Raw genomic sequence first — 22,015 nt, forward strand, 5'->3', positions numbered from 1 at the left:
CTGAAAGATGGGCTTTTTTTTTGATGGAGTATTCATGTTTAAAAAAGTAACTATCGCTGTGTTAGGATTGGCAGCAAATGTAACTATCGCCGGAACTATGGGCCCAGCTTGTACCCCCGGTAATGTTACCGTTCCTTGCGAGGCAAAACTTTGGGACTTTAGTGCACAAGCTCTCTATTTGAGATCCGTTTATGGTAGTGAAAAAGCATTTGAACCAGGTACTGCACCTCTAAATAAAGAGGTAAAAAATGAATGGAATTGGGGATACCGCTTAGAAGGCTCTTATCACTTCAACACAGGAAATGATATTAGTGTTAATTGGATGCATTTCAGTAGTTCTATAGATCCAACTAATTTTTTTGGAATTCTTACCATTCCGGCAATAGGATTACCACCTCTTCCTACGCCCTTTGAATTAACAAGTTTTAATAGGATTGATCAAGTAAATATAGTCATGGGACAATATACTAACCTGAGTGTTAGAGACAAGATCCGTTTCTATGGGGGGTTACAGTATGCCAACATACAATCAACAGCAACGAGTTATTATATAACGCAACAACTCCCAATTCCAATTTTAGCAAGCAATCCTTTGAGTAAATTTAATAACACCAATTATAAAGGATTTGGACCTGCTGTTGGGCTAGACTACTCATACTACATCACGGACGCACTAAGCATCACTGCTAATGGGGCGGGATCAATACTTTATGGAACTAATCGTTACCAAGCTGGTTTTGTCATGGCTCCCTTTGATGCTATTGTTGAGCAAGTTTTTTTTCGTAAAAAAGGCATAGTCCCTAGTTTGGAGGCGAAGCTTGGGGTTAATTATGCTCATGCTACTCCTATAGGAGTAGCCAATGTTCAAGTAGGTTATCAAGCAATTAATTACTTCCACGTATTGGAGGCTCAATCCTTCGCAAATTTAGTAGGCCCCGTTCGCCCAGTTGATTATGGACTTTTTGGTCCATATTTTGGACTAAAGCTCGTTGGTGATGCGTAATTATTGGTTCTTTTTTATTCAAAAATTAAAGTCAAAATAAAAACCCATCTGGCATGGGTTTTTTTTGATTTATAGTTACAAAAATTATGCAAATTTATAATAAAATGTCTAGTCAGTTTTTATTTGTCAAGATATAATTTCACCCCCTCCCGCTGTGGAAGTAAAAATAATAAACAGGAGTACCACATGAAGTTCAAAATGGTTTTATTGGCTTTGATCTGTTTATCATCACCACTCTATGCAGAAAATGATCAACAACTACAACGCCAGATAGCACTGTTACAAAAACAGGCCCAACTGTTACAAACGCAATTAGAGGCATTACAAAAAGAGGTAGTGGCTCATAAAGTGAAGCAAACAAGTAAAACAGTAAAGCCAGTTGTCACAAAAACTGTGTCAAAGTCTGCTAAAAAACAGGTTCATGTTCGTAGTAAGAAAGATGAAATGATCAAATATCATTCATCAAGTATTTCAGTTCATACGCCAGAAGAACATCCAGAGTCTATAGGATTTTATCCCACTGCCTTAGTTGCAGATAATCGTGTAGTGACGTATATTGCTGGAACCCCTGTAGTAGCTTCCCCATACTTAGGAGATCGCCCTGCATTCGATGGGTCTGATTATATCGTTAATATTTCAAGTATTAACCGTGATATCCGTTTAATGCAGCAACGTCGTAAATTATATAGAGCCTATCAAACTATAGGTTATCCCATTCCCGAGAGACCCATAATCGCAATTAGCGGTAAAGCGGAACCCGTAGGCATGATGAACAGTGACTATGTTGGTGGGACAAATGTGGATTTGACTTTAGGATCGAGTGAAGTGGATGTTGCAGCTGCACTCAACCAAAATGTTGAGGCTTATATTGCAATTGCTTATGATTCAAACCCTCCAGATGTGGGGCCAAGAATTAACAACTCTGCATTTAACCTGAATATGGGTTTTGTAAATATTGGTAACTTAGATAAAACTCCCTTTTATTTTACTGCAGGGCAGTTATATGTACCTTTTGGGCGTTATTCAAGTTCGATGATCAGTGCACCATTAACGTTAAATCTAGCACGAACGAAGACAAGGCCGTTCATCTTAGGCTACAAGTCTCAGGAAGATACGGGGCCATTTGTTGCAACCTATATATATAGAAGTGATACGACCTTAGGGCGAGCTGGAGTAGGTGGTGCGAATGCAGGTTATAGTTTTGCATTCAATGAGATTCGCGGTGAGGTAGGGGCAAGTTATATTAGCTCCATAGATGATGCAGCAGGAATGCAAAATACGGCAGCTAATCCAGGTACTTTTGGTGGGTTTGGTTCCTTACTTAATGGAAACGAAGCCGTGCGTAAAACCCAAGCGGTTGATGTTTATGGAAATATGGGATACGACCGGTTCAATTTTGCAGCGGAATGGGTTGGTGCAACACAGGCATTTAGAGCGCAGGATCTAAGTTTTAACGGACGTGGTGCAAAACCACAGGCATTACAAACAGAGATTGATATGACTTTTAGAGCATTCAATAGACCTTCATCTATTGGTGTGGGTTATCAATGGACTAAGGATGCTCTGGCGCTGAATTTACCCCAACAGCGATTTATTGGTGTATTTAACATCTCAATTTGGAAGGATACTGTAGAAAGCATTGAGTATCGACATGAAATAGATTATAGCGTAAATGATTTTGCTAATGGAGCGGCTCCTCCGGGTCTTGTAAATGCACCTACATTAGGCACAGGAGGTACTGCAGATACCGTATCTGCGCAAATTGGAGTTTATTTCTAGTAAAACATAAACAGCTTGGGTGCTCGTAGGCGCCCAGGCCCGATAAATCACCAAGTGTTAACGTTCTAAAACTCTGAGGATGATCGTTTCTGATTAGAATCAGTCGAGTCAAAATCCATTGATAAACAATAAGATTAGGGTCTGTTGACCCTAATAATGAGTTAATTTGTGCTATCTTTTAATTTATGGGATCTTTGAAAGGGATTAGCGTGTGGGTAAAATTCACATGATGCCAAGATCTATATCGGTGCCAACATCTATAAGGATATCTGCATTTAATATTCTCTTCTTTATTTTATTTATTTACAGTTCACATGCTTATGCGGCAAGAATAGTTGAATTAAATATAAAGGGAGCAATTGGCCCTGCTACAGTAGATTACATCGTTCGTAATATTGATAATGCACAACATGCAGATTTGATTTTAATTACTCTTGATACCCCTGGCGGGCTTGATGAAGCAACGAGAATTATAATCCAAAAATTTTTATCATCCAAAGTACCTATTGTAACCTACGTCAGTCCAAAAGGTGCGCGCGCTGCAAGCGCCGGAACTTACCTACTTTATGCCAGCACATTGGCTGCAATGGCACCTGGAACACAATTAGGTGCAGCTAGTCCTGTGAGTTTAAATGAAATAGGATTTACAGATGAAAGTGATACAAAAAAACAATCAACAAGAAAGGAAAAGATGGCTAATGATGCGCTGGCAACCATGCGCACTCTAGCACAACTAAGAGGACGAGACCCTGTGTTTGCGCAAAAATCAGTCTTAAATGCGTCTACACTCACTGTTACAGAAGCTTTAAAACAAGGAGTAATAAACTACATTGCAAAGGACGAAAAAGATCTCTTATCCCAATTAAATGGCATAGCAGTGATCCAAAATGATCAAAAGATGATATTAAATACCGATAACCCAATTATAGAGATTATTAATCCCGATTGGCGTACGCGATTCTTATCATTGATCACTGTTCCAACATTAGCATATCTTTTACTTTTGCTTGGGATATATGGCATTTTCTTTGAATTAGTTAATCCAGGACAGGTATTACCGGGGGTAATTGGCGCTATATCTTTATGTATTGCTTTCTATGCATTGCAATTATTGCCAATCAATTACGCAGGATTTTTCCTCATTATTTTAGGTATAGGTTTTATTATTACAGAAGCATTTATACCTGCATATGGATCCTTAGGTGGGGGTGGTACTATAGCTTTTGTCATCGGATCTATTATGCTATTTGATACTCATAATCAAATGTATCGGATTGCTTGGTCAGTGATATGGATAATGGCGTTCATAAATATACTTCTTTTTATAGTGCTGTTAGGCGTAGCTTTAAAAGCAAGAGGTCAAACTGTGAAACATGGACTAGCTGTTTTGGAAGGGGCTAGAGGGAGAGCATTTGGCGATATTGATCGGGAAGGTCAGGCGATTATTCGTGGCGAAATTTGGAGTGTACGTACGCAAGGATTTATTGCAGCGAGTACGCCAATAAGGGTAATCAAGGCATCAGGCCTTATCCTGGAAGTTAAAGAGGATTTGGAGAATCAAGGAGAGTAAAAATGGGGCCCGTTTTAATAATTATTTTAGTATTAGCCATTATGTTCTTTACATCAGCCATTAAAGTGTTTAGAGAATATGAGCGAGGTGTCATATTTATGCTAGGGCGTTTTTGGCGTGTTAAAGGCCCTGGATTAATTCTTGTTATCCCTATAATTCAACAAGTGGTTCGTGTTGATCTGCGGACTATCGTTATGGATGTGCCAAGCCAAGACGTAATCTCTAAAGATAATGTTTCAGTAAGGGTAAATGCTGTTGTCTATTTCCGCGTAGTAGCACCCGAGAATGCAATTATCCAGGTGGCCAACTATTATGAAGCAACCAGCCAATTAGCACAAACTACCTTACGTTCCGTGCTGGGGCAGCACGAGTTGGATGAAATGCTTTCCGAGCGGGATCGATTAAATAGTGATGTCCAAAAGATATTAGATTCTCAAACGGATAACTGGGGAATTAAAGTATCAAACGTTGAGATTAAACGTGTGGATTTAGATGAGAGTATGATAAGAGCGATTGCTCGACAAGCCGAAGCGGAGCGCGAAAGAAGGGCTAAAATAATTCATGCAGAGGGTGAGTTACAAGCTTCAGCAAAGTTATTGCAAGCATCACAGGTGTTAGCGCAACAACCCCAGGCCATGCAATTACGTTATTTACAAACGTTATCTCAAATAGCAACGAATAACAATTCAACTATAATTTTCCCAATGCCCATAGAATTAGCGGAGATTTTAGCGAATATGGCGGCAAAGAAGTAATGGATAGCACTTATTAGAAATTATTGAGGTTGTTTCTAATTTAGTTGAGCCCCTGGATTTAATAAAAAAATCGGCGTGGTTTTACTAATAATGAAATTTTGATAAGAATGCTTATTGTCGGGAGTAAAAATACGTAAGAGAGAGCCTCTATTATTTTAAATAGATACTTTTTTTTCCCTTCTGCCATAGCATAGTGTTCACTAAATTTTCTAAAAATAGGCCAATCAGCAATTTTAAGACCACTTGCTTCTTTATAACCCATAAAGAAATGGCCGGTAAAATATCCATAAAATTGATAAAGCTTATTCGGGTAGAAAACATAAGTGGCCGCAGCTGAAGCTTCAAGATAGGTTGTGTAGTGCCAACAGTTCTTAGGCAAAAATAACATATCACCTGGGCCTAGCGTGACATTATATCCTTCTGCTTGATTTAATCTTGGAAATTGTTGACATAAAGACTCCCACGGATGACCAAATTCAATTAAGCTATCACCAACAAAGGGTAGTTTATAAATATTTTCGCTTTGATCTTCAGTAAATAGTAAGAATCGCTTTTTTCCACTAATACAAAAATGCAGATTACTGCAATGCTCTCTGTCAAAATGCATTTCTGTATGAGCGCCTTTTCCACCAAAGAAATAAGAAACTTTTAATTTTTATTAAAATATCTTGGCCGAAATGGAATTTTTTGCCAAAGAGGAACATGTTTTTCAATTTCCGCTGAAAGATACTTGGGCAGAATCAACCCAAAAATCCGATGTGGCATGTTATTGTCCATTTGTTGCATGATGGATTTAAAATCACCGGGTTGACACGATTTCCAGAGATCACTTTCATAGGTATCATAGATTATTTCTCCATAAACAAGGTTTGCAAAATAATCTAAATTGTATTTTTCAGTAAACGATTTGATTTTTATTAAGAGAGGAACTTTGGAATGGTAAAGAATTTGCTTGAGATTTTCTTCTTCCCCATATCGATATTCAATTTCTTCGATTTTTTTTATTTTCACTTCTTAACCTTTTGAATAAGGAAATAAAAATTATGCTTCGGGTGCCATTTTCCACTTATTTCTATCGGAATTCTGCAGCTCTTACTAATAAGTATAAGCAAACATTCTTTCGTTTGTTCAATATTTATGATAGAACTCATTCTTTTGATGAGTCATGAGGTTTCTATTGTGTCAATTAAATCAGATAAATGGATAGAAAAAATGGCGCTGGAACATGGAATGATATCTCCATTTCAGCCAAGGCAAGTGCGTGAAAATGATAAGGGACGAATTATTTCTTATGGTGTATCCAGCTATGGCTATGATGTTCGTTGCGCTAATGAATTTAAGATTTTTACTAATATTAATTCAGCAATTGTCGATCCCAAAGCCTTTGATGAAAACAGTTTCGTTGATGTTCATTCCGATGTGTGTATTATTCCACCCAATTCATTTGCTTTAGCGCGAACCGTGGAGTATTTTCGTATCCCTCGAAATGTTCTTACAATTTGTCTTGGAAAGTCTACTTATGCGCGTTGTGGGATCATTGTCAATGTGACCCCTTTAGAGCCGGAATGGGAAGGACATGTGACATTGGAATTTTCAAATACGACAACGTTACCTGCCAAAATTTATGCAAATGAAGGTGTGGCTCAAATGCTGTTTTTAGAGGCCACTGAAGTGTGCGCTGTCTCGTACCGTGATCGAAATGGGAAATATCAAGGACAAACAGGAGTAACTTTGCCCAAAGCATAACGTAGATATTAGCCTAAGATGCAATTCAGATCATGCAAATTGATGAGCTGATGATTCTAATGGCCATGTCACCATGAGTACTTTTAAGGCACTCATGCTTTTTTATTAAGCATCGCCCCCTAGGGCCGTCCTCAGATTGGAATCGGCCTGTTACTCCTCGGGTAGCTCATACTTACCGCGTGACGCATCAACACGTTCGCGTAATTCTTTCCCTGGTTTAAAGTGAGGACTATATTTGGCTGTAGTCACCACTTTTTCCCCCGTTTTGGGATTATGCGCATTGCGTGGTGGACGATAATGAAGAGAAAAACTACCAAAGCCTCGAATTTCAATTCTCTGATTTTTAATGAGTGCATCACTCATTAATTCAAGAATCCTATTTACACCATCAGCTACTTGTTTCTCAGTAAGATGCGTCATTCGAGAAGCGATGTGTTCAATGAGTTCCGATTTAATCATATCCACCCCTTGTTGTCGCATATGTCAAAGTGTGCCACCAGTAAAGATTCGGCTAGCAATTATTACCTATTTATAAGTATAGACGGGTAAAAAAATTATTCAATATTTTCAAGACAGTTAGTCCAATATGTTTTTTCGTGTATGAATATAGGCGGAAACTACCCCCCAACTCATTTTTACTTTTGTGTGTTTCAACAGTTTGAAATGGATACAAGATAGGGGTTTGCTGGTAGTAATTATTGTGGTGAGATGCGGTAAGTAATCTATTTTAACACACAGTTTCTCCCAGGTTGGACCAAAAAAGGCAGTAGAGTTAATGAAAATAAGTGTTGCATCATTGAGATTTGCTTCGAGAAAGTCACCCAAGCGAAACTTAATTTTTGGGGCTTGTCGCTCATATTGCTTGATGGCTGCTAATTGTTCTACCTGTTGGCAGGAGTGTAAATATAATTCAGGAAACAATTCGATACCAATACTTTTCTTTACAGGAAATACCATCCCGCAAGCGATTACTGCTTTTCCTGTCCCTGAGCCTAAATCATAAAATACAGTATTTTCATTTGGATTTATTAATGATAAAAGCGCGATGAAAGAAAAAAACTCAATTTCTCCATACGAATACTCCATTGCGTCGTGTTTTCGGCGCGCATTCTGCGATAACATAAATCCATTACTTGTTTTATATAGGTTATGAAAAATTTGCGAATGCTCTTTCAAATGCAACGATTTTTGCCAACGCTTAATTAGGAAATATTTTTTTTGTGGTGCCAATGAATTAACGCTACTAGAAGTACGATAAACAAGCAGAAAAAATACGGTATGAACTGGTTCAAGATAATTCCTTATAAATTTGAACTTCTTCTCATTACTTCCGCAGAACTCACGTTACTATAGCTGATTATTGTCTTCTTATCCTCTTAAGAGCCCCATACAAACCTAAATTCTTTTTATTTTCAAAATATTAATCGAATAAATAAACTTAACTCTTGCAAAGACGAATAAGTAAAATTATTGTACGTAGTATAAAATTATAATGTTAAGTGCTATTTTATTATGATGTTTTGCTTAGAAATAAAAATAAGTGTAAATTTATATTCCAGGATGTGTAATTAGTTAATATTTCCTTAATTTTGATTCATTAGAATGGAAATATATTGGGGTTTGGAGAGAGCATTATGGTTGCACTTTCGAGTGGTTTTTTTAGTAATAAAACACATGGATATAAGCCGCGCGAAGAGTATAGCTTCATCAATGTAGGAAATGAGCAGTTTCATGCTGCGGCAGTGGCCTTGATTGATTCTTTATATAGTACACAGCGCGGTAATGACGCAGTTTTGAAAAAAATACTAGAGCGTTTTTATCATTATTTTCCTAGATATGTTGCGAGCCAACCATTTTTGACGTTGCCAGAGCGTATGGGAATATTGCTTAATAATACTCGTAAGACAGAACTTGTTGAGTGCATGGCTTATGTGTTACGTCAGCTGACTGTAGATGAGATATATATTCATCCTCTAAAATATCGTGAGGTATTTAATGGGTTAAGTGCTGAAACTCCAAAAAATTACTTACGTGATCCTAAAGTCAAGTTGCCTCCTAGTGCTTTAAATGCTCTGGCACATGCTTTGGGGATTACTGTTACTTTATCTTTTAAAGAACCAGGAAAGGAACTGAGAAAAAGAGATGTATATGACGGAGAAGCATAATGTCTAAACTTAATTTAATGATTCAAATTCAAGGGGAGCAGTATTTCCCTGCTGTAAAACATAAAACAGAATTTGCTTACGTGGGTCAGTTGGCCATTAATGGGCCTAAACCTGCCGAGGATACCCATGAGCAGGACGAAACTCTTGCTGATATTATGCATCTGATAGCCCAAGATAATAAAGAGTTATTACAGTCCTACGATCAATGGCGAAAGACAATTTTATCTATGGTACTTGCTGGCGAATTAACCTACAATCAACTCATGAGTCTTTATATTACCTTTTTGCCTGCGCAATCAACCAATGCTTTATCGTTATCTACCTTAGATCAGGCAGTGAGAACGCCAGTTATTGCTGATATCCCTGCTGAGAAAGAGCAACATACGAAAGAGTTATTGGCGAGTGCTTTAGCCAGTTGGATTAGTACAAAGCAAGTTGAACCAGATAGTTTGTTTGATCAAATAGAAAATCAATCTACAGCTGCATTAAGATAATATTCATTAGTGCAAGTGGCGCGGAGTTTTGTGAACTCCGCTCGGCAAACCAAAGGATTAGAGAAATCCTTGTGCTTTCATCCACTCCTCATTGGCAAATTTAGACATATAATTACGAATTGAATCAGGTAAAATGACGAGGCATTTTTGTCCCTTACTTAAGGATTTTGCAGCTTGTAGTGCAGCCCACATAGCAGCACCAGAAGAGCCTCCTACCAACAAGCCTTCTTCTCGAATTAAATCTCTGGCAGTTTGAAATGAATTGATGTCATTGATTTTAATATACTTATCGATTAAATGATTATCTAATACTTCTGGGAAGAAATCATAACCTATGCCTTCTACCTGATAGGATTTAATTTCAGTGCCACCACCAAGAATGGAACCTTCAGGATCAACGCCAATGATTTTAATTGAGGGATTGTATTCTTTAAGACGCTTTGCTATCCCAGTGATAGTACCACCGGTGCCAACGCCAGCGACAATCATATGTAAGTCCTTGCCGAAATCATCAATAATTTCTTGGGCTGTACCATGATAATGGGCATTGGGATTATTGGGATTGGCGTATTGATCAAGAATATGTGAATTGGGGATTTCTGCATGCAATTTTTTTGCTAAGGAAATGTGGCTCTCGGGATCATCATATGCTGCTTCAGTTGGCGTGCGATAAATTTTTGCCCCTAAACGCTCGAGTACCGATTGCTTTTCTTGGCTCATTTTTTCGGGCATGGTGATAATAACTTTATAACCGAGTACAGCTCCTGCTAAAGCAATACCTATCCCTGTATTCCCAGAAGTGGGTTCTATAAGTGTGTCGCCGGGTTTAATAAGTCCATCTCGTTCAGCATGAACAACCATCTCATACCCAATACGATCTTTTACGGAGCCTCCCGGATTGAAAAATTCACATTTGGCATAGAGCTCACAGTCGAGATCTTGGCCGAGACGATTAATTTTTACGACGGGAGTATGTCCAATGGTCGCAAGTATGTTCGGATAAATCATATTGGGTCCTTGATTAAAAAATAGGGATTTTTATTATAGGTCTTTTAATCGCAAAAAAAAAATTCTTCTAGCTTAAGGTTTGAAGTAATTTTGAAATGGATTGATTAATATTTTAACACTGATATAATGTTTCTCAGACTTTACTTCTTGACAAGGATTTAGTATGTTTGCCCGCCTTTTTCCCGTTGTAAATCGTGCAGTGCCTCGAATATCTAGAAACGTGAGTAACTCTTCCATTGCTCAAGACATGAATCGTTTATTTTCTTCATCTATTCATCACATACCGAGACCGCATAGTACAGAGTACCTACAACTACAGCAAAAATTATTTAAGCTGGATAATATACCCACCGATCTGACTACATTACGCAAAGGAACAGAACTTGTTGGGTTAAATATTACTGCAGTAGAACCGCGTTTTTTAAACACTGGCCCAGTATATAATCCTCAAATCTTAAAGGCTATTACTCACAATGAAAAAAATGAATGGCTGGAAATGGCAAAATCATATTACGCTCAACTTGGTAAATATGAACTCTTGTGTGATGTGAATTGCATTACAACTAAATCAGAGGCTGGGGTTCCTATTCATTATATCGATCATAGTTTACTTGATGTCAAATCTTATACCCCACTGGAAAAAGTGTTTGATCTCGGGGTAAATAATCCAGCACCGCGTTCGCTTTAAATCACTTGCGGGAGCTACGCTGGGGAGAACTAGAGTTGTATTCGCCGTGTTCGTGGGACGTTACACCAATTTAGCACCACAACGGAGAACTCAATTTCACCAGCGAAACAAATTTGACAAGCTGCTGCAACTCAGGTTGTTAGCGTTTTTAAAATTCGACCACCGCACTTTTTTCGTTCCGAAAAGCTAATTGACGATGTCAGCACAGTCCTTTATCTGCCATTTTATGACAGTTGTTTATTTTTTTCTTTGATTAATAATACCTGAATTCTTTTTGTTTAGTCTTTATTAAATATGTTTAAGCCTTCCATAGTCGACATACGCGAACAACTCAATATTGCAAAATTAAAAAAATTTAATAACGAAATACTCCAGGAATTGTTTCAAAAATTTTATCGGGAATGCGCATTCTTTTTTGAAAAATTTGATAAAATAAGCATTTTTGAGTGCAATAGAGTATTTCTTTTCTTAAAAGAAATGAATGTCTTAGCTACTCAATTAAGTAGTTCGGTTGCTCTAACCCCTTATGAATTTTACCAGTACTAACAGAAAATATACGGGTTGATGCCTGGCATGCCGGAACGTATTTGCAATTATGGACTTAGATTTGCAATGGTAGCTTTTTATACAATTTCTTTTTCTACTTGCTTGGGTTTGCTGTTAGGGGCTATTTCCATGAGTTTACCCCTACTGATTACCGGTTTGATAATAGGGGCATGTATGGGGGCTGCGATAGGCGTTGCAGAGGGAAATGCAAAAGTAGATGGCTGGTGTTATCGTTTTTTTAGATCCAAAGACCCTGCTCCGATTAAAGCTGGCGATGCCTTTGTTCAAGAACTTAACAATCTCTTGAATCCAAATGAAAAAATGGAAGTTATTCATAATCCAAATGGTATGGATATAGGAAATAATTGTTTTGCAAATTGTCTACTTTTTAGGGGGCAATACAGCCTGGGTTACTTCTAATTACAAGTGCAACCCACAAAGACATTGTATGTGCAAATGGTATCGTTAATTTAGTTTTTCGGACGAAAGAACGTGTTGTAGTCAAATTTTAAGACGCAAAGAATCTGGATTGCAGCAGCTTGCCAAATTTGGGTCACTGTTAATTTGATGTACCATTTCATTGCTCACTTTAATGCAGTGATAAAGCAACTACTCCGGTACGCCACGAAAGCTGTCATTAAACCCATGATAACGTCATATTGAATACGAATGACCTAGTGTATAACGATATCTAGTTGTGCTCTAAAAACAATAACTTATAGGGAATGACACTCTGATTACTCTAATCCTTGTTGCTTCCACTAAGACCACAAGATAATGATTGATCTTTGTCCTGTTCGCTAGTCAGGAGATTTTCCTTATAGAGTTCATAGTGCAATGCAAAATGTTCAGTCACCAAATCCAATGTATCACCCACTGTTGACGCCATCGAACTTTGTGGATCGACGCACTCCTTTAATAATTGTGGAACAGCATACAGAAGTTCTGTTGGCGTCAATTCTACGAAAGGTTGTTTCCAAACATTATGATTAACCCAATGTAAGGCTGGAAGAACTTCATAATAATTATGATATCCTTGTTTGTAAAAATTACATCCTGCCAGTACCATACCTAAACCAATGGTTGCATTCGGGCCATCTACAAGCCCTGACTTCCCTGCTTTATGTAAAAGTCCCAATGAAGCTTGCATCACTGCTCCAGTAGTTCCCGAAACATCAAAAAAGTGTGGCAAATTCATATGATCATGAAGTTGGATGGTTCTGCCCCTGGGATCTTTTACAATGACGCTGCGTAATTGTGGGATTTCTGGAAGAGGGCCGCCTTTACGTGAACAACACTCAAGATAATGATTAATTGTAACGCGCTCTTCCTCTGTTATTGGCGCTCCGTGGGTATATTGCTGCATCTGCAAATGCGCGTAAGGTGAGCCCGGTGCTTTGATATATGGCACATGAAAAATACTTAATGAAGGCATCATTACTTTATCCATAAAATGCTCTAAATCGCCTATATCTCTTTGTTCTTTTTTAGCCTTAGCAACTTTGCAGTAAGGAGTCCCATAAGTATTCGCAATCGTACCCAGAGGGGATAACACGACTTCAAGAATTCTTGAAAGTTGTTGTGGCGGAACTGTTTTTTCACCAGTAAGGATACGAATTAGCTCAGTCTGGTCTACGATCATATCTTTAGAGCGGCTTTCATTAACATTGGAGCCCAGCTCAAAAAGACTTCTGAATGTTTTTGCATCTAATTTAGCTAATTCCTTCCCAAGCTCAGCCGCTATAATCTGAGTGATATGCTCAATTTCAGAGGTTGGGTTTCTTAATATTCCAATTGCTGTTCGCATTAATAATAAATGTTCTGGACAAACCGCAAAAATCTTATCAACCGCGCAATTCTGTCCATATGTGCTTCCATGGGCATATACAATGGATGGATGAACTATTTTTCCTGAAGCTAATGGTGGTTGGATTTCAGCTGACTCTCGCGAAGAGTGGGTTGTTGGGATTATTGTTGCCAATGTCATTGATTTTGCGATATCTTGTTTTGCAGGATTTTCCCATTCTTTATCAAATCGAGTGGAAGCATAGGTAGATATCCCGCGACTGGGAGCCCCATTGACAAGATATGAAGTAACTCTTTGGATATTGTAGCGACTTGTAGCACTACCCGCACCAGTTAGTATTCTTGAAAACATAATAGTATATACCTCGTATATTCAGACAAATGACATTTATAAAACACAGATCGGTTGTTAAAATGTTTTAATTCATGTTCAATCAAAACGAATGCATTTTTTTTATTTTATTTGTACTATTTTACATTACTTTGATTAAAGAATTGTTAAGTAATTCTATGAGTAAATTATTTATTGAAAAAATTGATTCTTAGCGTTGGAGTTGGTGTTGCCCCGTTTCTCTGCAACAGCATAGGGCTGTATTCAAATTTAGTAGGGTATTTTGGGTGTCATTTTAATTTTGTGGTGACATTTCACATTGTTTTAAGTGGTGCTTTTATTTTTTTTAATCTATATTAAATGGTGATTCATTAAAAATAATAAAAAGCAGGGAGCAATACTATGCCAAATTTTAAATCATTAAAATGGTGTTTTGGAATAGCTTTATCTCTGGGGTTAGGTGCATGTAGCATGGATATGCAACGCTCAGAGCAATCGAATTATCCTAAATCTTATGAACCAACGAATAAAACGCAGTCTGAAAAGCAGGCGGTTACTAAACCAAAAGCACAGCAAAAGACCTATGCTTCCAAAGATCCTACTCAGCCAGCTACTCCAGGGCCTGCTCGTAAAGCGGCACCTCAGATTCCTGTGATTCAATAATATTAACCTGTCTTGGCCTTTCTGCTTACAGGGCAGAAAGGCGAGTATCAATAAACGTCTTTATTGACTGAGTATGACTCAATTAATGGGGTGAGGCATTTCTTTTGGTTTTACAAATTCAGCAAATTGTTCTGCAGTTAAAAAACCGAGCTTAACTGCTGCTACTTGCAAAGAAGAGTTATCATGACGATACGGCTTGCCCCCTCTACCTATCATTTTATGACAGCTGTTTGTTTTTTACTTTGATTGGATAATATCTGAGTTGCTTTTTAGGCAGACTTATCAAAGGAGAAATCATGTTAATTCCAGCTGGAAAAGAAAGTGAATATTCCAAAGAAGAATTAAAATCATTAAAAGTTACCACCGATTATGAGGGTAATGTTACAAATTTTCCTAAAGTTGATTACGGATGGCATGTTGCATGTGCATATAATCAATTTGGGATGAATGGTATGGCTAAAATGTTTATTTGCCAATCAATTGAAGACATGAATGAGTTAGTACGTAATTATCATATGGGTGGCGCACTTAGGATGGATTGGTATGCTGTACCAGACACACATTTTGTAAAGATTATGTCAGTTGAAGAATGGCAATCTGGTTTAAAAGGAAATAAATCCCAATCTTCACCTTCTTTCTTCAAAGCAAATCCCAATAATATTGATTCTTCTGAGGATAAACAAAATAATATGAGTTATAACTAATTAGTTATAACTCATGGAAAATTGACTTATGGCCTGATGCCTCAATGAAAGGTGTTGCCGGACAAACAAGTACTAATCCGTTGCCTCAAATTCCTGTAATTCAATAATATTGAATAGAGTTGTCCTTTCTGCTTATAAGGCAGAAAGGCAAGCATAAGTAAAAAACCTTCACTCACAGGATTTTTCTAGATTAATGGGGTGAGGTCATTTCTTCTGGTTTTACAAATTCAGCAAATTGTTCTGCAGTTAAAAAACCTAGCTTAACTGCTGCTTCTTGCAAAGAAGAGTTATCATGATGTGCCGTTTTAGCAATTTTAGCTGCTTTATCATAACCAATATGCTGATTTAATGCGGTAACTAACATTAAAGAATGATGTAAATAGTAATCAATCACTTTGTGATTGGCCTCGATTCCTTCGGCGCAAAACTCTTGAAAAGAGCGGCAGGTATCGGTCAATAGGTTCAGAGAATGAAGCACATTAAGGATGATCACGGGTTTAAACACATTCAATTCAAAATTACCTTGGCTGTCGGCGATACCTACAGTGGCATCGTTACCTAAAACTTGGGCACAAACCATAGTCATTGCTTCACATTGAGTAGGGTTTACCTTGCCAGGCATAATAGAAGAACCCGGTTCGTTTTCAGGTATTATCAGCTCGCCTATACCACATCGAGGTCCTGACGCTAACCAACGAATATCATTGGCAATTTTCATGAGTGCACAAGCCAGGGTTTTCATCGCACTGTGGGCAAAAACTAAAGGCTCATGAGATGCTAGGGCGGCAAACTTATTAGGTGCGCTGACGAAGGGTAGTTTGGTGATTTGTGCAATATGTTCTGCGACTTTGGTGGCAAACTGAGGATGAGTATTTAATCCTGTTCCTACCGCAGTTCCCCCTGCTGCCAATTCATATAACTCAGGTAAAACCTCTTCGAATCGTTGAATACATGCATCAAGTTGAGCAACATAGCCTGAAAATTCTTGGCCTAGAGTAATAGGTACCGCATCTTGCAAATGAGTACGGCCAATTTTAACTACATCTTTAAATGCAGCCACTTTTACTGCAAAGGCATCACGCAAGCTTTGTACTGCAGGAATGAGTTGTTTATTGAACGCAATGGCAGCGGCTATATGCATCGCTGTGGGGAATGTATCATTTGATGATTGAGACATATTCACATGGTCATTGGGATGAATGGGCGATTTGCTGCCCATAGTTCCGCCTGCTAATTCGATTGCGCGATTGGAAATGACTTCATTCGCATTCATGTTTGATTGGGTGCCACTGCCTGTTTGCCAGACATGCAAAGGGAAATGTTCATCCAACATTCCTTTACTGACTTCCTCAGCTGCTTGAATAATAAGATCGGCTTTTTCTTTAGGTAATTTACCCAAATCAAGATTAGTGAGTGCCGCAGCCTTTTTTAAAATCCCAAAAGCGTGTGTCACTTCGCGCGGCATAATGTCTTTGCCTATGTTAAAGTGATGTAGCGAACGCTCGGTTTGTGCTCCCCAATATTTATCAGCAGGAACGGAAATTTCGCCCATACTGTCGGATTCGATACGTGTTTTACTCATAATTTCTAATTTCCTTGCCCCGTTAATGAAATAAAAAATTCTATCATATGGGACAAAAATAAGTAATTTTTGTTATAGTTCGGGTAAAGTTTTAACTGAGTTGGACAACGAAAGAGAACAAAAAACTCATGAGAGCAGTACGTATTTACCAGCCAGGCAACTACGGCACAGGCCAGCTACTTGAATTGTCTCCAGAGGCGAGTCAACATGTTGGGGTTGTTTTGCGCATGCAAGTGGGCGAGCACCTTACTTTATTTTGCGGTGATAATCGAGAATTTGATGCAATCATCGAGACGGTGAAAAAAAAGCAAGTTATTGTTGTTGTCGGTTCCATAAAAGACGTAAGCCGAGAATCTCCTGTAGCGATTCATTTAGCGCAAGCCATTTCCAAAGGGGAGCGTATGGAATGGGTGATGCAAAAAGCGGTTGAATTAGGTGTGGCCAGCATCACTCCTATTATTACAGAACGCTGTGTGGTCAAATTAGATCAAGAGCGAATGGCCAAAAAACTTCACCAGTGGCAGGCTATAGTAATTGCTGCTTGTGAACAATCAGGACGTAATCGTGTCCCTACAGTTCATCCTCCTATAACCCTCAACCGTTACGTGGATGAAGTCCAAGCTGAATTAAAGTTTATTTTACATCCAGGAAAAAATAAAACTTGGCGTGATTACACTTTGAAAGCAGCGGATGTTGTTTTATTGATTGGACCAGAAGGTGGGTTAAGTGAACAGGAGGTGCAATATACATGTACGCATGGATTTCAGCCTCTCTCTTTAGGCCCAAGAATTTTACGTACGGAAACAGCGGCAATTACTGCATTAAGTGTGTTGCAAGCGGTAGGTGGTGATCTATAATAGGTAAGTTAACCAATTTTAAACAACAGAGGTTTACACATGAGTGATCTTATTAAAACCGTAACAGACGCAAGCTTTGAACAAGAAGTCATGCAATCCAATAAGCCGGTATTAGTTGATTTTTGGGCGGAGTGGTGCGGACCATGCCGTGCATTAACACCTATATTGGAAGAAGTAGCTGGTACGCATAGCGAACAAGTGACATTTGCAAAAATTAATATAGATGAGAATCCACAAGCTCCTGCAAAATATGGCGTGATGAGCATTCCTACCTTGATTTTATTTAAAAATGGTCAAGTTGAAGCAGTAAAAATGGGATTGCTTTCAAAATCTCAATTAAGTGCTTTTGTTGAGAGTCACGTATAAATTTTTATTTTTCTACATAAAAATGTTGTATCTTTTAGTAAAGCTGTGATAGCCTGTTTGCAATATGTGATATACTAATAATATATCACATAGGCAGCATTGAATCCTTAGCTGCTATTCTTAATAAACATTATCCCGGATATTCAATTCGTTAAACAACCAATCAAGTGAGAAGTATGAATCTTAGTGAACTTAAGCAATTGCCTATTGCCGATCTCTTTAACATCGCACAAGAGATTGGTGTCGAAAATCCTTCCCGTATGCGCAAACAAGAAATTATATTTGCCATTCTTAAAGCTCATGCTTTAAAAGGTGAAGATATACACGGCGATGGAGTTTTAGAAGTCTTGACTGATGGTTTTGGTTTCTTGCGTTCTGCCGATGGTTCTTATTTGGCAGGCCCGGATGACATTTATGTATCCCCCAGTCAAATCAGACGTTTTGGTCTACGTTCTGGCGATACTATTTCAGGTAAAATTCGTCCTCCCAAAGACAATGAACGCTATTTTGCCTTATTAAAGGTTGATGAAATCAACTATGATTCACCGGATAGTGCTAAACGGAAAATTTTATTTGAAAACCTCACTCCATTATTTGCTACAGAGCGTTTGGTGATGGAGCAAGGAAATGGCAGTACTGAAGATTTGACTGCACGAGTTGTCGATCTCTGTGCTCCTTTTGGTCGAGGCCAGCGTGGCTTAATTGTTTCTCCTCCAAAAGCGGGTAAGACATTGATGCTGCAAAACATTGCTCGTTCCATAGAAAAAAATTACCCAGAATGTTATCTCATCGTTTTACTGATTGATGAGCGCCCCGAAGAAGTGACTGAAATGCAGCGTTCCGTAAAAGGTGAAGTGGTTGCCAGTACTTTCGATGAACCCGCTAATCGCCATGTTCAAGTTGCGGAAATGGTTATTGAAAAAGCGAAGCGTTTGGTTGAGCACAAGCGTGATGTGGTGATTTTATTGGATTCGATTACTCGTTTAGCGCGTGCTTACAATACGGTGATTCCTTCTTCAGGTAAAGTTCTTACCGGGGGTGTTGATGCAAATGCGTTGCAAAGACCTAAGCGTTTGTATGGTGCTGCACGTAATATAGAAGAAGGCGGTAGTTTGACCATTATTGCTACGGCGTTGGTGGACACAGGCTCCAAAATGGATGAAGTGATTTACGAAGAATTCAAGGGTACCGGTAATATGGAAATCCACTTGAGTCGTAATATTGCTGAACGTCGAGTTTTCCCTGCGATTAATATCAATCGTTCCGGTACTCGTCGTGAAGATCTGTTGTTGAGTCCAGAAGATCTGCAACGTACCTGGATATTGCGTAAAATTCTACAATCCATGGATGAGTGTGATGCAATTGAATTCTTGCTGGAGCGTATGAAGAATCATAAAACTAATGCGGAATTCTTTGATGCAATGAAACGTCAAGAGTAAGTCATTTGCAAATATAAAAAATAGTCTGGGTGAAGACTATAACTTACTGCTATTTAAGTAAGGAACTTATCTTTATGTCCTGTGATTTGATCCTGAACAATCCTCATAAAATTAAGATGCTGAGGATCAAGTCGCTACTTAGACCGTTTAGCCTAAGGAGCATGACCCTAGATTTAAGGAACATGTTGTTGTCCCGCAAAAGCGAGGATCTATTTTGAGGTAGACACAATGCTCAAATAGAAATGGATTTCCGCTTTCGCGACAATGACAATACCCTGAAGTCTGGCAGTGATGTCCACTTCACCCAAGTTACTCAAGGGATTTATTCATGAAATACTCTGATCTAAGAGATTTTATTGCCCAACTTGAATCTCGTGGACTGTTACAACGGATCACTTACCCTGTATCACCCTATCTTGAAATGACGGCTGTTAGTGATCGGGTATTGCGTTCTGCTGGTCCCGCCTTGCTTTTTACTAATACGCCTCATTCTAAAATGCCTGTATTGACTAATTTGTTTGGTACGGTTGAGCGAGTAGCAATGGGCATGGGTGAAGACAATATCGAGGCATTACGAGAAGTAGGTAAATTATTGGCTGCTTTAAAAGAGCCTGAGCCTCCTAAAGGATTTAAGGATGCCTTTAATAAACTGCCTTTGTTAAAGCAAGCACTTAATATGGCGCCAAAATATATAAATGGAGCGGAATGCCAAACTCATGTTTGGGAAAAAGATGAGGTCGATCTTACCTCCTTGCCTATCCAAACCTGTTGGCCTAAAGATGCTGCGCCATTAATAACCTGGGGGCTTGTGACTACCAGAGGACCGCATCAAGCGCGTGAAAATATGGGGATTTACCGCCAGCAATTGTTAAATAAAAATCAATTGATTATGCGTTGGTTGTCACACCGAGGAGGGGCTTTAGACTACCAGGCTTGGCAGCAAGCTTATCCTGGAGAGCGTTTCCCGGTGGCAGTAACGTTAGGGGCAGATCCCGCAACGATACTCGCGGCAGTAACGCCTGTGCCTGACACCTTATCTGAATATGCATTTGCTGGATTATTACGAGGGCAACGTACCCGATTAACACGGTGTATTGGTAACGAATTGCATGTGCCGGCAAGTGCAGAAATTATTCTTGAAGGGTTCCTGGAACCTGGGGTTGAGGCGCCTGAAGGGCCTTATGGGGATCATACTGGTTATTATAATGAAGTACAAAGTTTCCCTGTGTTTACCGTAGAGCGTATTACTCATAGAGATAGTCCTATTTACCACAGTACTTATACCGGCCGGCCTCCAGATGAGCCTGCCATTTTAGGGGTTGCGTTAAATGAAGTCTTTATTCCTTTATTGCAAAAACAATTCCCAGAGATAGTTGATTTTTATTTGCCTCCCGAGGGATGTTCTTATCGTTTAGCGGTGGTCACTATTAAGAAACAATACCCTGGTCATGCAAAACGAATTATGATGGCGGTATGGTCCTTTTTGCGACAGTTTATGTATACCAAATTTGTTATTGTGTGTGATGATGATGTTGATGCGCGCAATTGGCAGGATGTAGTTTGGGCAATGACTACACGTATGGATCCGAGCCGAGATACCGTGATGGTTGAAAATACACCTATTGATTATCTGGATTTTGCTTCACCTGTGTCGGGTTTAGGCTCAAAAATGGGTATGGATGCTACCAGCAAATGGCCTGGTGAAACACAAAGAGAGTGGGGAGTGTCTATTGTTATGGACGAAGAAATCCTTAAAAAAGTGAATGATTATTGGCCTGCATTGGGATTAGGTAAATGACGGAAAAAATCATCAAAGCACAGGTAGAAGACATTTCACCACTGACCGATAGTATTATGAGCTTGATTTTGGCTCCTGAACGATACGTTGATTATCAAGCTGGTCAATATCTGCAAATTGTTTTTGACCAAGATGCATTTAGCTATTCTATTGCTAATGCACCTTTAGGGTCACATAAATATGAGCTGCATATTCGACATAGCCTGGAAAACCCATACACACAACGCTTATTTGCACACATTAAAGAGCATGGATTTGTCAACATCCGTCTGCCTTTTGGTGTATGCTCCATTGAGCATTTAGACGCACAGCGCCCCATTATATTTATTGCTGGGGGAACGGGATTTGCCCCAGTAAAAGCGATGATAGAGCAGTTATTAGCGACTTCAGATACCCGACCTTTTGAGTTATTTTGGGGAGCACGCTTACAAAGTGATTTGTATCTGGATGAAAAGGTGAGTAGCTGGAATATTCATGTCAGTCGTTTTAATTATTTTTCCTCTGTTTCGGATGATAACAGTAAGCCCCTGGCTTCTTTGGTGTTAGACAGACATCCTCGTGATCTGAATCAATGGCAAATTGTGATTAGTGGTCCTTTTGACATGGTTTATAGCACAAGAGATGCATTAGTAAATAAGGGGGTTTCACCGGAGCATTTATTTTCAGATGCATTTAGTTTTGAAATTAAAAAGATGTAATAGAATAAACGTTTAGC

22 protein-coding genes and 1 pseudogene are annotated in these 22,015 nt (G+C 38.8%); 16 read left to right on the plus strand and 7 right to left on the minus strand.

Annotated elements, in window-relative coordinates; genetic code table 11:
• Nucleotides 1–34 precede the first annotated feature (34 nt).
• From EL220_RS00310 to EL220_RS00325, 4 genes are all read left to right on the plus strand, one after another.
• On the plus strand, nucleotides 35–1,003 hold the full coding sequence (locus EL220_RS00310) for an Lpg1974 family pore-forming outer membrane protein (RefSeq protein WP_027272026.1): 969 nt from the start codon (nucleotides 35–37) through the stop codon (nucleotides 1,001–1,003).
• A gap of 186 nt (nucleotides 1,004–1,189) precedes the next feature.
• The gene (locus tag EL220_RS00315; RefSeq protein ID WP_027272025.1) at nucleotides 1,190–2,782 is read left to right on the plus strand and encodes an LbtU family siderophore porin; all 1,593 of its coding nucleotides are present in this window, start codon (nucleotides 1,190–1,192) and stop codon (nucleotides 2,780–2,782) included.
• Nucleotides 2,783–3,011: 229 nt separating this feature from the next.
• Nucleotides 3,012–4,352 carry an NfeD family protein gene (locus EL220_RS00320; protein ID WP_081779089.1) on the plus strand — a complete coding sequence of 447 codons (1,341 nt, stop codon included), beginning with the start codon at nucleotides 3,012–3,014 and terminating at the stop codon, nucleotides 4,350–4,352.
• 2 nt (nucleotides 4,353–4,354) lie between these two features.
• Nucleotides 4,355–5,107: a slipin family protein gene (locus tag EL220_RS00325; RefSeq protein ID WP_027272023.1), complete on the plus strand. Its 753-nt coding sequence runs from the start codon at nucleotides 4,355–4,357 to the stop codon at nucleotides 5,105–5,107.
• A gap of 58 nt (nucleotides 5,108–5,165) precedes the next feature.
• Here the strand turns inward: EL220_RS00325 and EL220_RS19725 are convergent.
• Nucleotides 5,166–6,118: pseudogene (locus EL220_RS19725) on the minus strand (cupin-like domain-containing protein).
• A 168-nt stretch (nucleotides 6,119–6,286) separates the two neighbouring features.
• Between EL220_RS19725 and dcd the strand changes: the two are divergent.
• Nucleotides 6,287–6,853, plus strand: coding sequence for a dCTP deaminase (gene dcd / locus EL220_RS00335; protein ID WP_027272021.1), 567 nt, complete (start codon nucleotides 6,287–6,289; stop codon nucleotides 6,851–6,853).
• A gap of 150 nt (nucleotides 6,854–7,003) precedes the next feature.
• Here dcd and EL220_RS00340 read toward each other — a convergent pair whose 3' ends face one another.
• A complete protein-coding gene (locus EL220_RS00340; protein WP_027272020.1) occupies nucleotides 7,004–7,312 on the minus strand; it encodes an integration host factor subunit beta in 309 nt (102 codons plus the stop codon).
• 117 nt (nucleotides 7,313–7,429) lie between these two features.
• The gene (locus tag EL220_RS00345; protein WP_232002558.1) at nucleotides 7,430–7,975 is read right to left on the minus strand and encodes a class I SAM-dependent methyltransferase; all 546 of its coding nucleotides are present in this window, start codon (nucleotides 7,973–7,975) and stop codon (nucleotides 7,430–7,432) included.
• A gap of 512 nt (nucleotides 7,976–8,487) precedes the next feature.
• Between EL220_RS00345 and EL220_RS00350 the strand changes: the two genes are divergently transcribed.
• Nucleotides 8,488–9,018 carry a hypothetical protein gene (locus EL220_RS00350; RefSeq protein WP_027272018.1) on the plus strand — a complete coding sequence of 177 codons (531 nt, stop codon included), beginning with the start codon at nucleotides 8,488–8,490 and terminating at the stop codon, nucleotides 9,016–9,018.
• On the plus strand, nucleotides 9,018–9,512 hold the full coding sequence (locus EL220_RS00355; RefSeq protein WP_035906431.1) for a hypothetical protein: 495 nt from the start codon (nucleotides 9,018–9,020) through the stop codon (nucleotides 9,510–9,512). The genes EL220_RS00350 and EL220_RS00355 overlap by 1 nt, the downstream gene beginning before the upstream one ends.
• A gap of 57 nt (nucleotides 9,513–9,569) precedes the next feature.
• Here EL220_RS00355 and EL220_RS00360 read toward each other — a convergent pair whose 3' ends face one another.
• Entirely contained in the window at nucleotides 9,570–10,520 is a 951-nt protein-coding gene (locus tag EL220_RS00360) for a pyridoxal-phosphate dependent enzyme (protein ID WP_027272016.1), read from the minus strand.
• A gap of 163 nt (nucleotides 10,521–10,683) precedes the next feature.
• Between EL220_RS00360 and EL220_RS00365 the strand changes: the two genes are divergently transcribed.
• Both EL220_RS00365 and EL220_RS00370 read left to right on the plus strand, forming a co-directional pair.
• Complete coding sequence (locus EL220_RS00365) at nucleotides 10,684–11,208, plus strand: hypothetical protein (RefSeq protein WP_051544775.1); 525 nt, start codon at nucleotides 10,684–10,686, stop codon at nucleotides 11,206–11,208.
• A gap of 573 nt (nucleotides 11,209–11,781) precedes the next feature.
• Complete coding sequence (locus EL220_RS00370; protein ID WP_128130796.1) at nucleotides 11,782–12,174, plus strand: hypothetical protein; 393 nt, start codon at nucleotides 11,782–11,784, stop codon at nucleotides 12,172–12,174.
• A gap of 322 nt (nucleotides 12,175–12,496) precedes the next feature.
• Here EL220_RS00370 and EL220_RS00375 read toward each other — a convergent pair whose 3' ends face one another.
• Nucleotides 12,497–13,912 carry a hypothetical protein gene (locus EL220_RS00375; RefSeq protein WP_027272014.1) on the minus strand — a complete coding sequence of 472 codons (1,416 nt, stop codon included), beginning with the start codon at nucleotides 13,910–13,912 and terminating at the stop codon, nucleotides 12,497–12,499.
• A 381-nt stretch (nucleotides 13,913–14,293) separates the two neighbouring features.
• Between EL220_RS00375 and EL220_RS00380 the strand changes: the two genes are divergently transcribed.
• Nucleotides 14,294–14,554 (plus strand): hypothetical protein, encoded by a 261-nt coding sequence (locus EL220_RS00380; RefSeq protein WP_027272013.1) that lies wholly within the window; start codon nucleotides 14,294–14,296, stop codon nucleotides 14,552–14,554.
• Nucleotides 14,555–14,632: 78 nt separating this feature from the next.
• Here EL220_RS00380 and EL220_RS18075 read toward each other — a convergent pair whose 3' ends face one another.
• On the minus strand, nucleotides 14,633–14,770 hold the full coding sequence (locus EL220_RS18075; RefSeq protein WP_155833975.1) for a hypothetical protein: 138 nt from the start codon (nucleotides 14,768–14,770) through the stop codon (nucleotides 14,633–14,635).
• 80 nt (nucleotides 14,771–14,850) lie between these two features.
• Here EL220_RS18075 and EL220_RS00385 point away from each other — a divergent pair, with 80 nt between their 5' ends.
• Nucleotides 14,851–15,258, plus strand: coding sequence for a hypothetical protein (locus tag EL220_RS00385; protein WP_027272012.1), 408 nt, complete (start codon nucleotides 14,851–14,853; stop codon nucleotides 15,256–15,258).
• Between the two features lie 190 nt (nucleotides 15,259–15,448).
• Here EL220_RS00385 and fumC read toward each other — a convergent pair whose 3' ends face one another.
• Nucleotides 15,449–16,840, minus strand: coding sequence for a class II fumarate hydratase (gene fumC, locus EL220_RS00390; protein WP_027272011.1), 1,392 nt, complete (start codon nucleotides 16,838–16,840; stop codon nucleotides 15,449–15,451).
• A 128-nt stretch (nucleotides 16,841–16,968) separates the two neighbouring features.
• Here fumC and EL220_RS00395 point away from each other — a divergent pair, with 128 nt between their 5' ends.
• The 5 genes from EL220_RS00395 to EL220_RS00415 all read left to right on the plus strand — a co-directional run bounded on the left by EL220_RS00395 (nucleotide 16,969) and on the right by EL220_RS00415 (nucleotide 21,998).
• Nucleotides 16,969–17,697 carry a 16S rRNA (uracil(1498)-N(3))-methyltransferase gene (locus EL220_RS00395; RefSeq protein WP_027272010.1) on the plus strand — a complete coding sequence of 243 codons (729 nt, stop codon included), beginning with the start codon at nucleotides 16,969–16,971 and terminating at the stop codon, nucleotides 17,695–17,697.
• Nucleotides 17,698–17,736: 39 nt separating this feature from the next.
• Entirely contained in the window at nucleotides 17,737–18,063 is a 327-nt protein-coding gene (gene trxA / locus EL220_RS00400) for a thioredoxin (RefSeq protein WP_027272009.1), read from the plus strand.
• A 176-nt stretch (nucleotides 18,064–18,239) separates the two neighbouring features.
• Nucleotides 18,240–19,502 carry a transcription termination factor Rho gene (rho, locus tag EL220_RS00405; protein WP_027272008.1) on the plus strand — a complete coding sequence of 421 codons (1,263 nt, stop codon included), beginning with the start codon at nucleotides 18,240–18,242 and terminating at the stop codon, nucleotides 19,500–19,502.
• A gap of 328 nt (nucleotides 19,503–19,830) precedes the next feature.
• A complete protein-coding gene (gene ubiD, locus EL220_RS00410; protein WP_027272007.1) occupies nucleotides 19,831–21,300 on the plus strand; it encodes a 4-hydroxy-3-polyprenylbenzoate decarboxylase in 1,470 nt (489 codons plus the stop codon).
• Nucleotides 21,297–21,998: an NAD(P)H-flavin reductase gene (locus EL220_RS00415; protein WP_027272006.1), complete on the plus strand. Its 702-nt coding sequence runs from the start codon at nucleotides 21,297–21,299 to the stop codon at nucleotides 21,996–21,998. The genes ubiD and EL220_RS00415 overlap by 4 nt, the downstream gene beginning before the upstream one ends.
• The last annotated feature ends 17 nt before the right edge of the window (nucleotides 21,999–22,015 follow it).

This window comes from Legionella sainthelensi (assembly GCF_900637685.1).
Lineage (GTDB): Bacteria > Pseudomonadota > Gammaproteobacteria > Legionellales > Legionellaceae > Legionella > Legionella sainthelensi.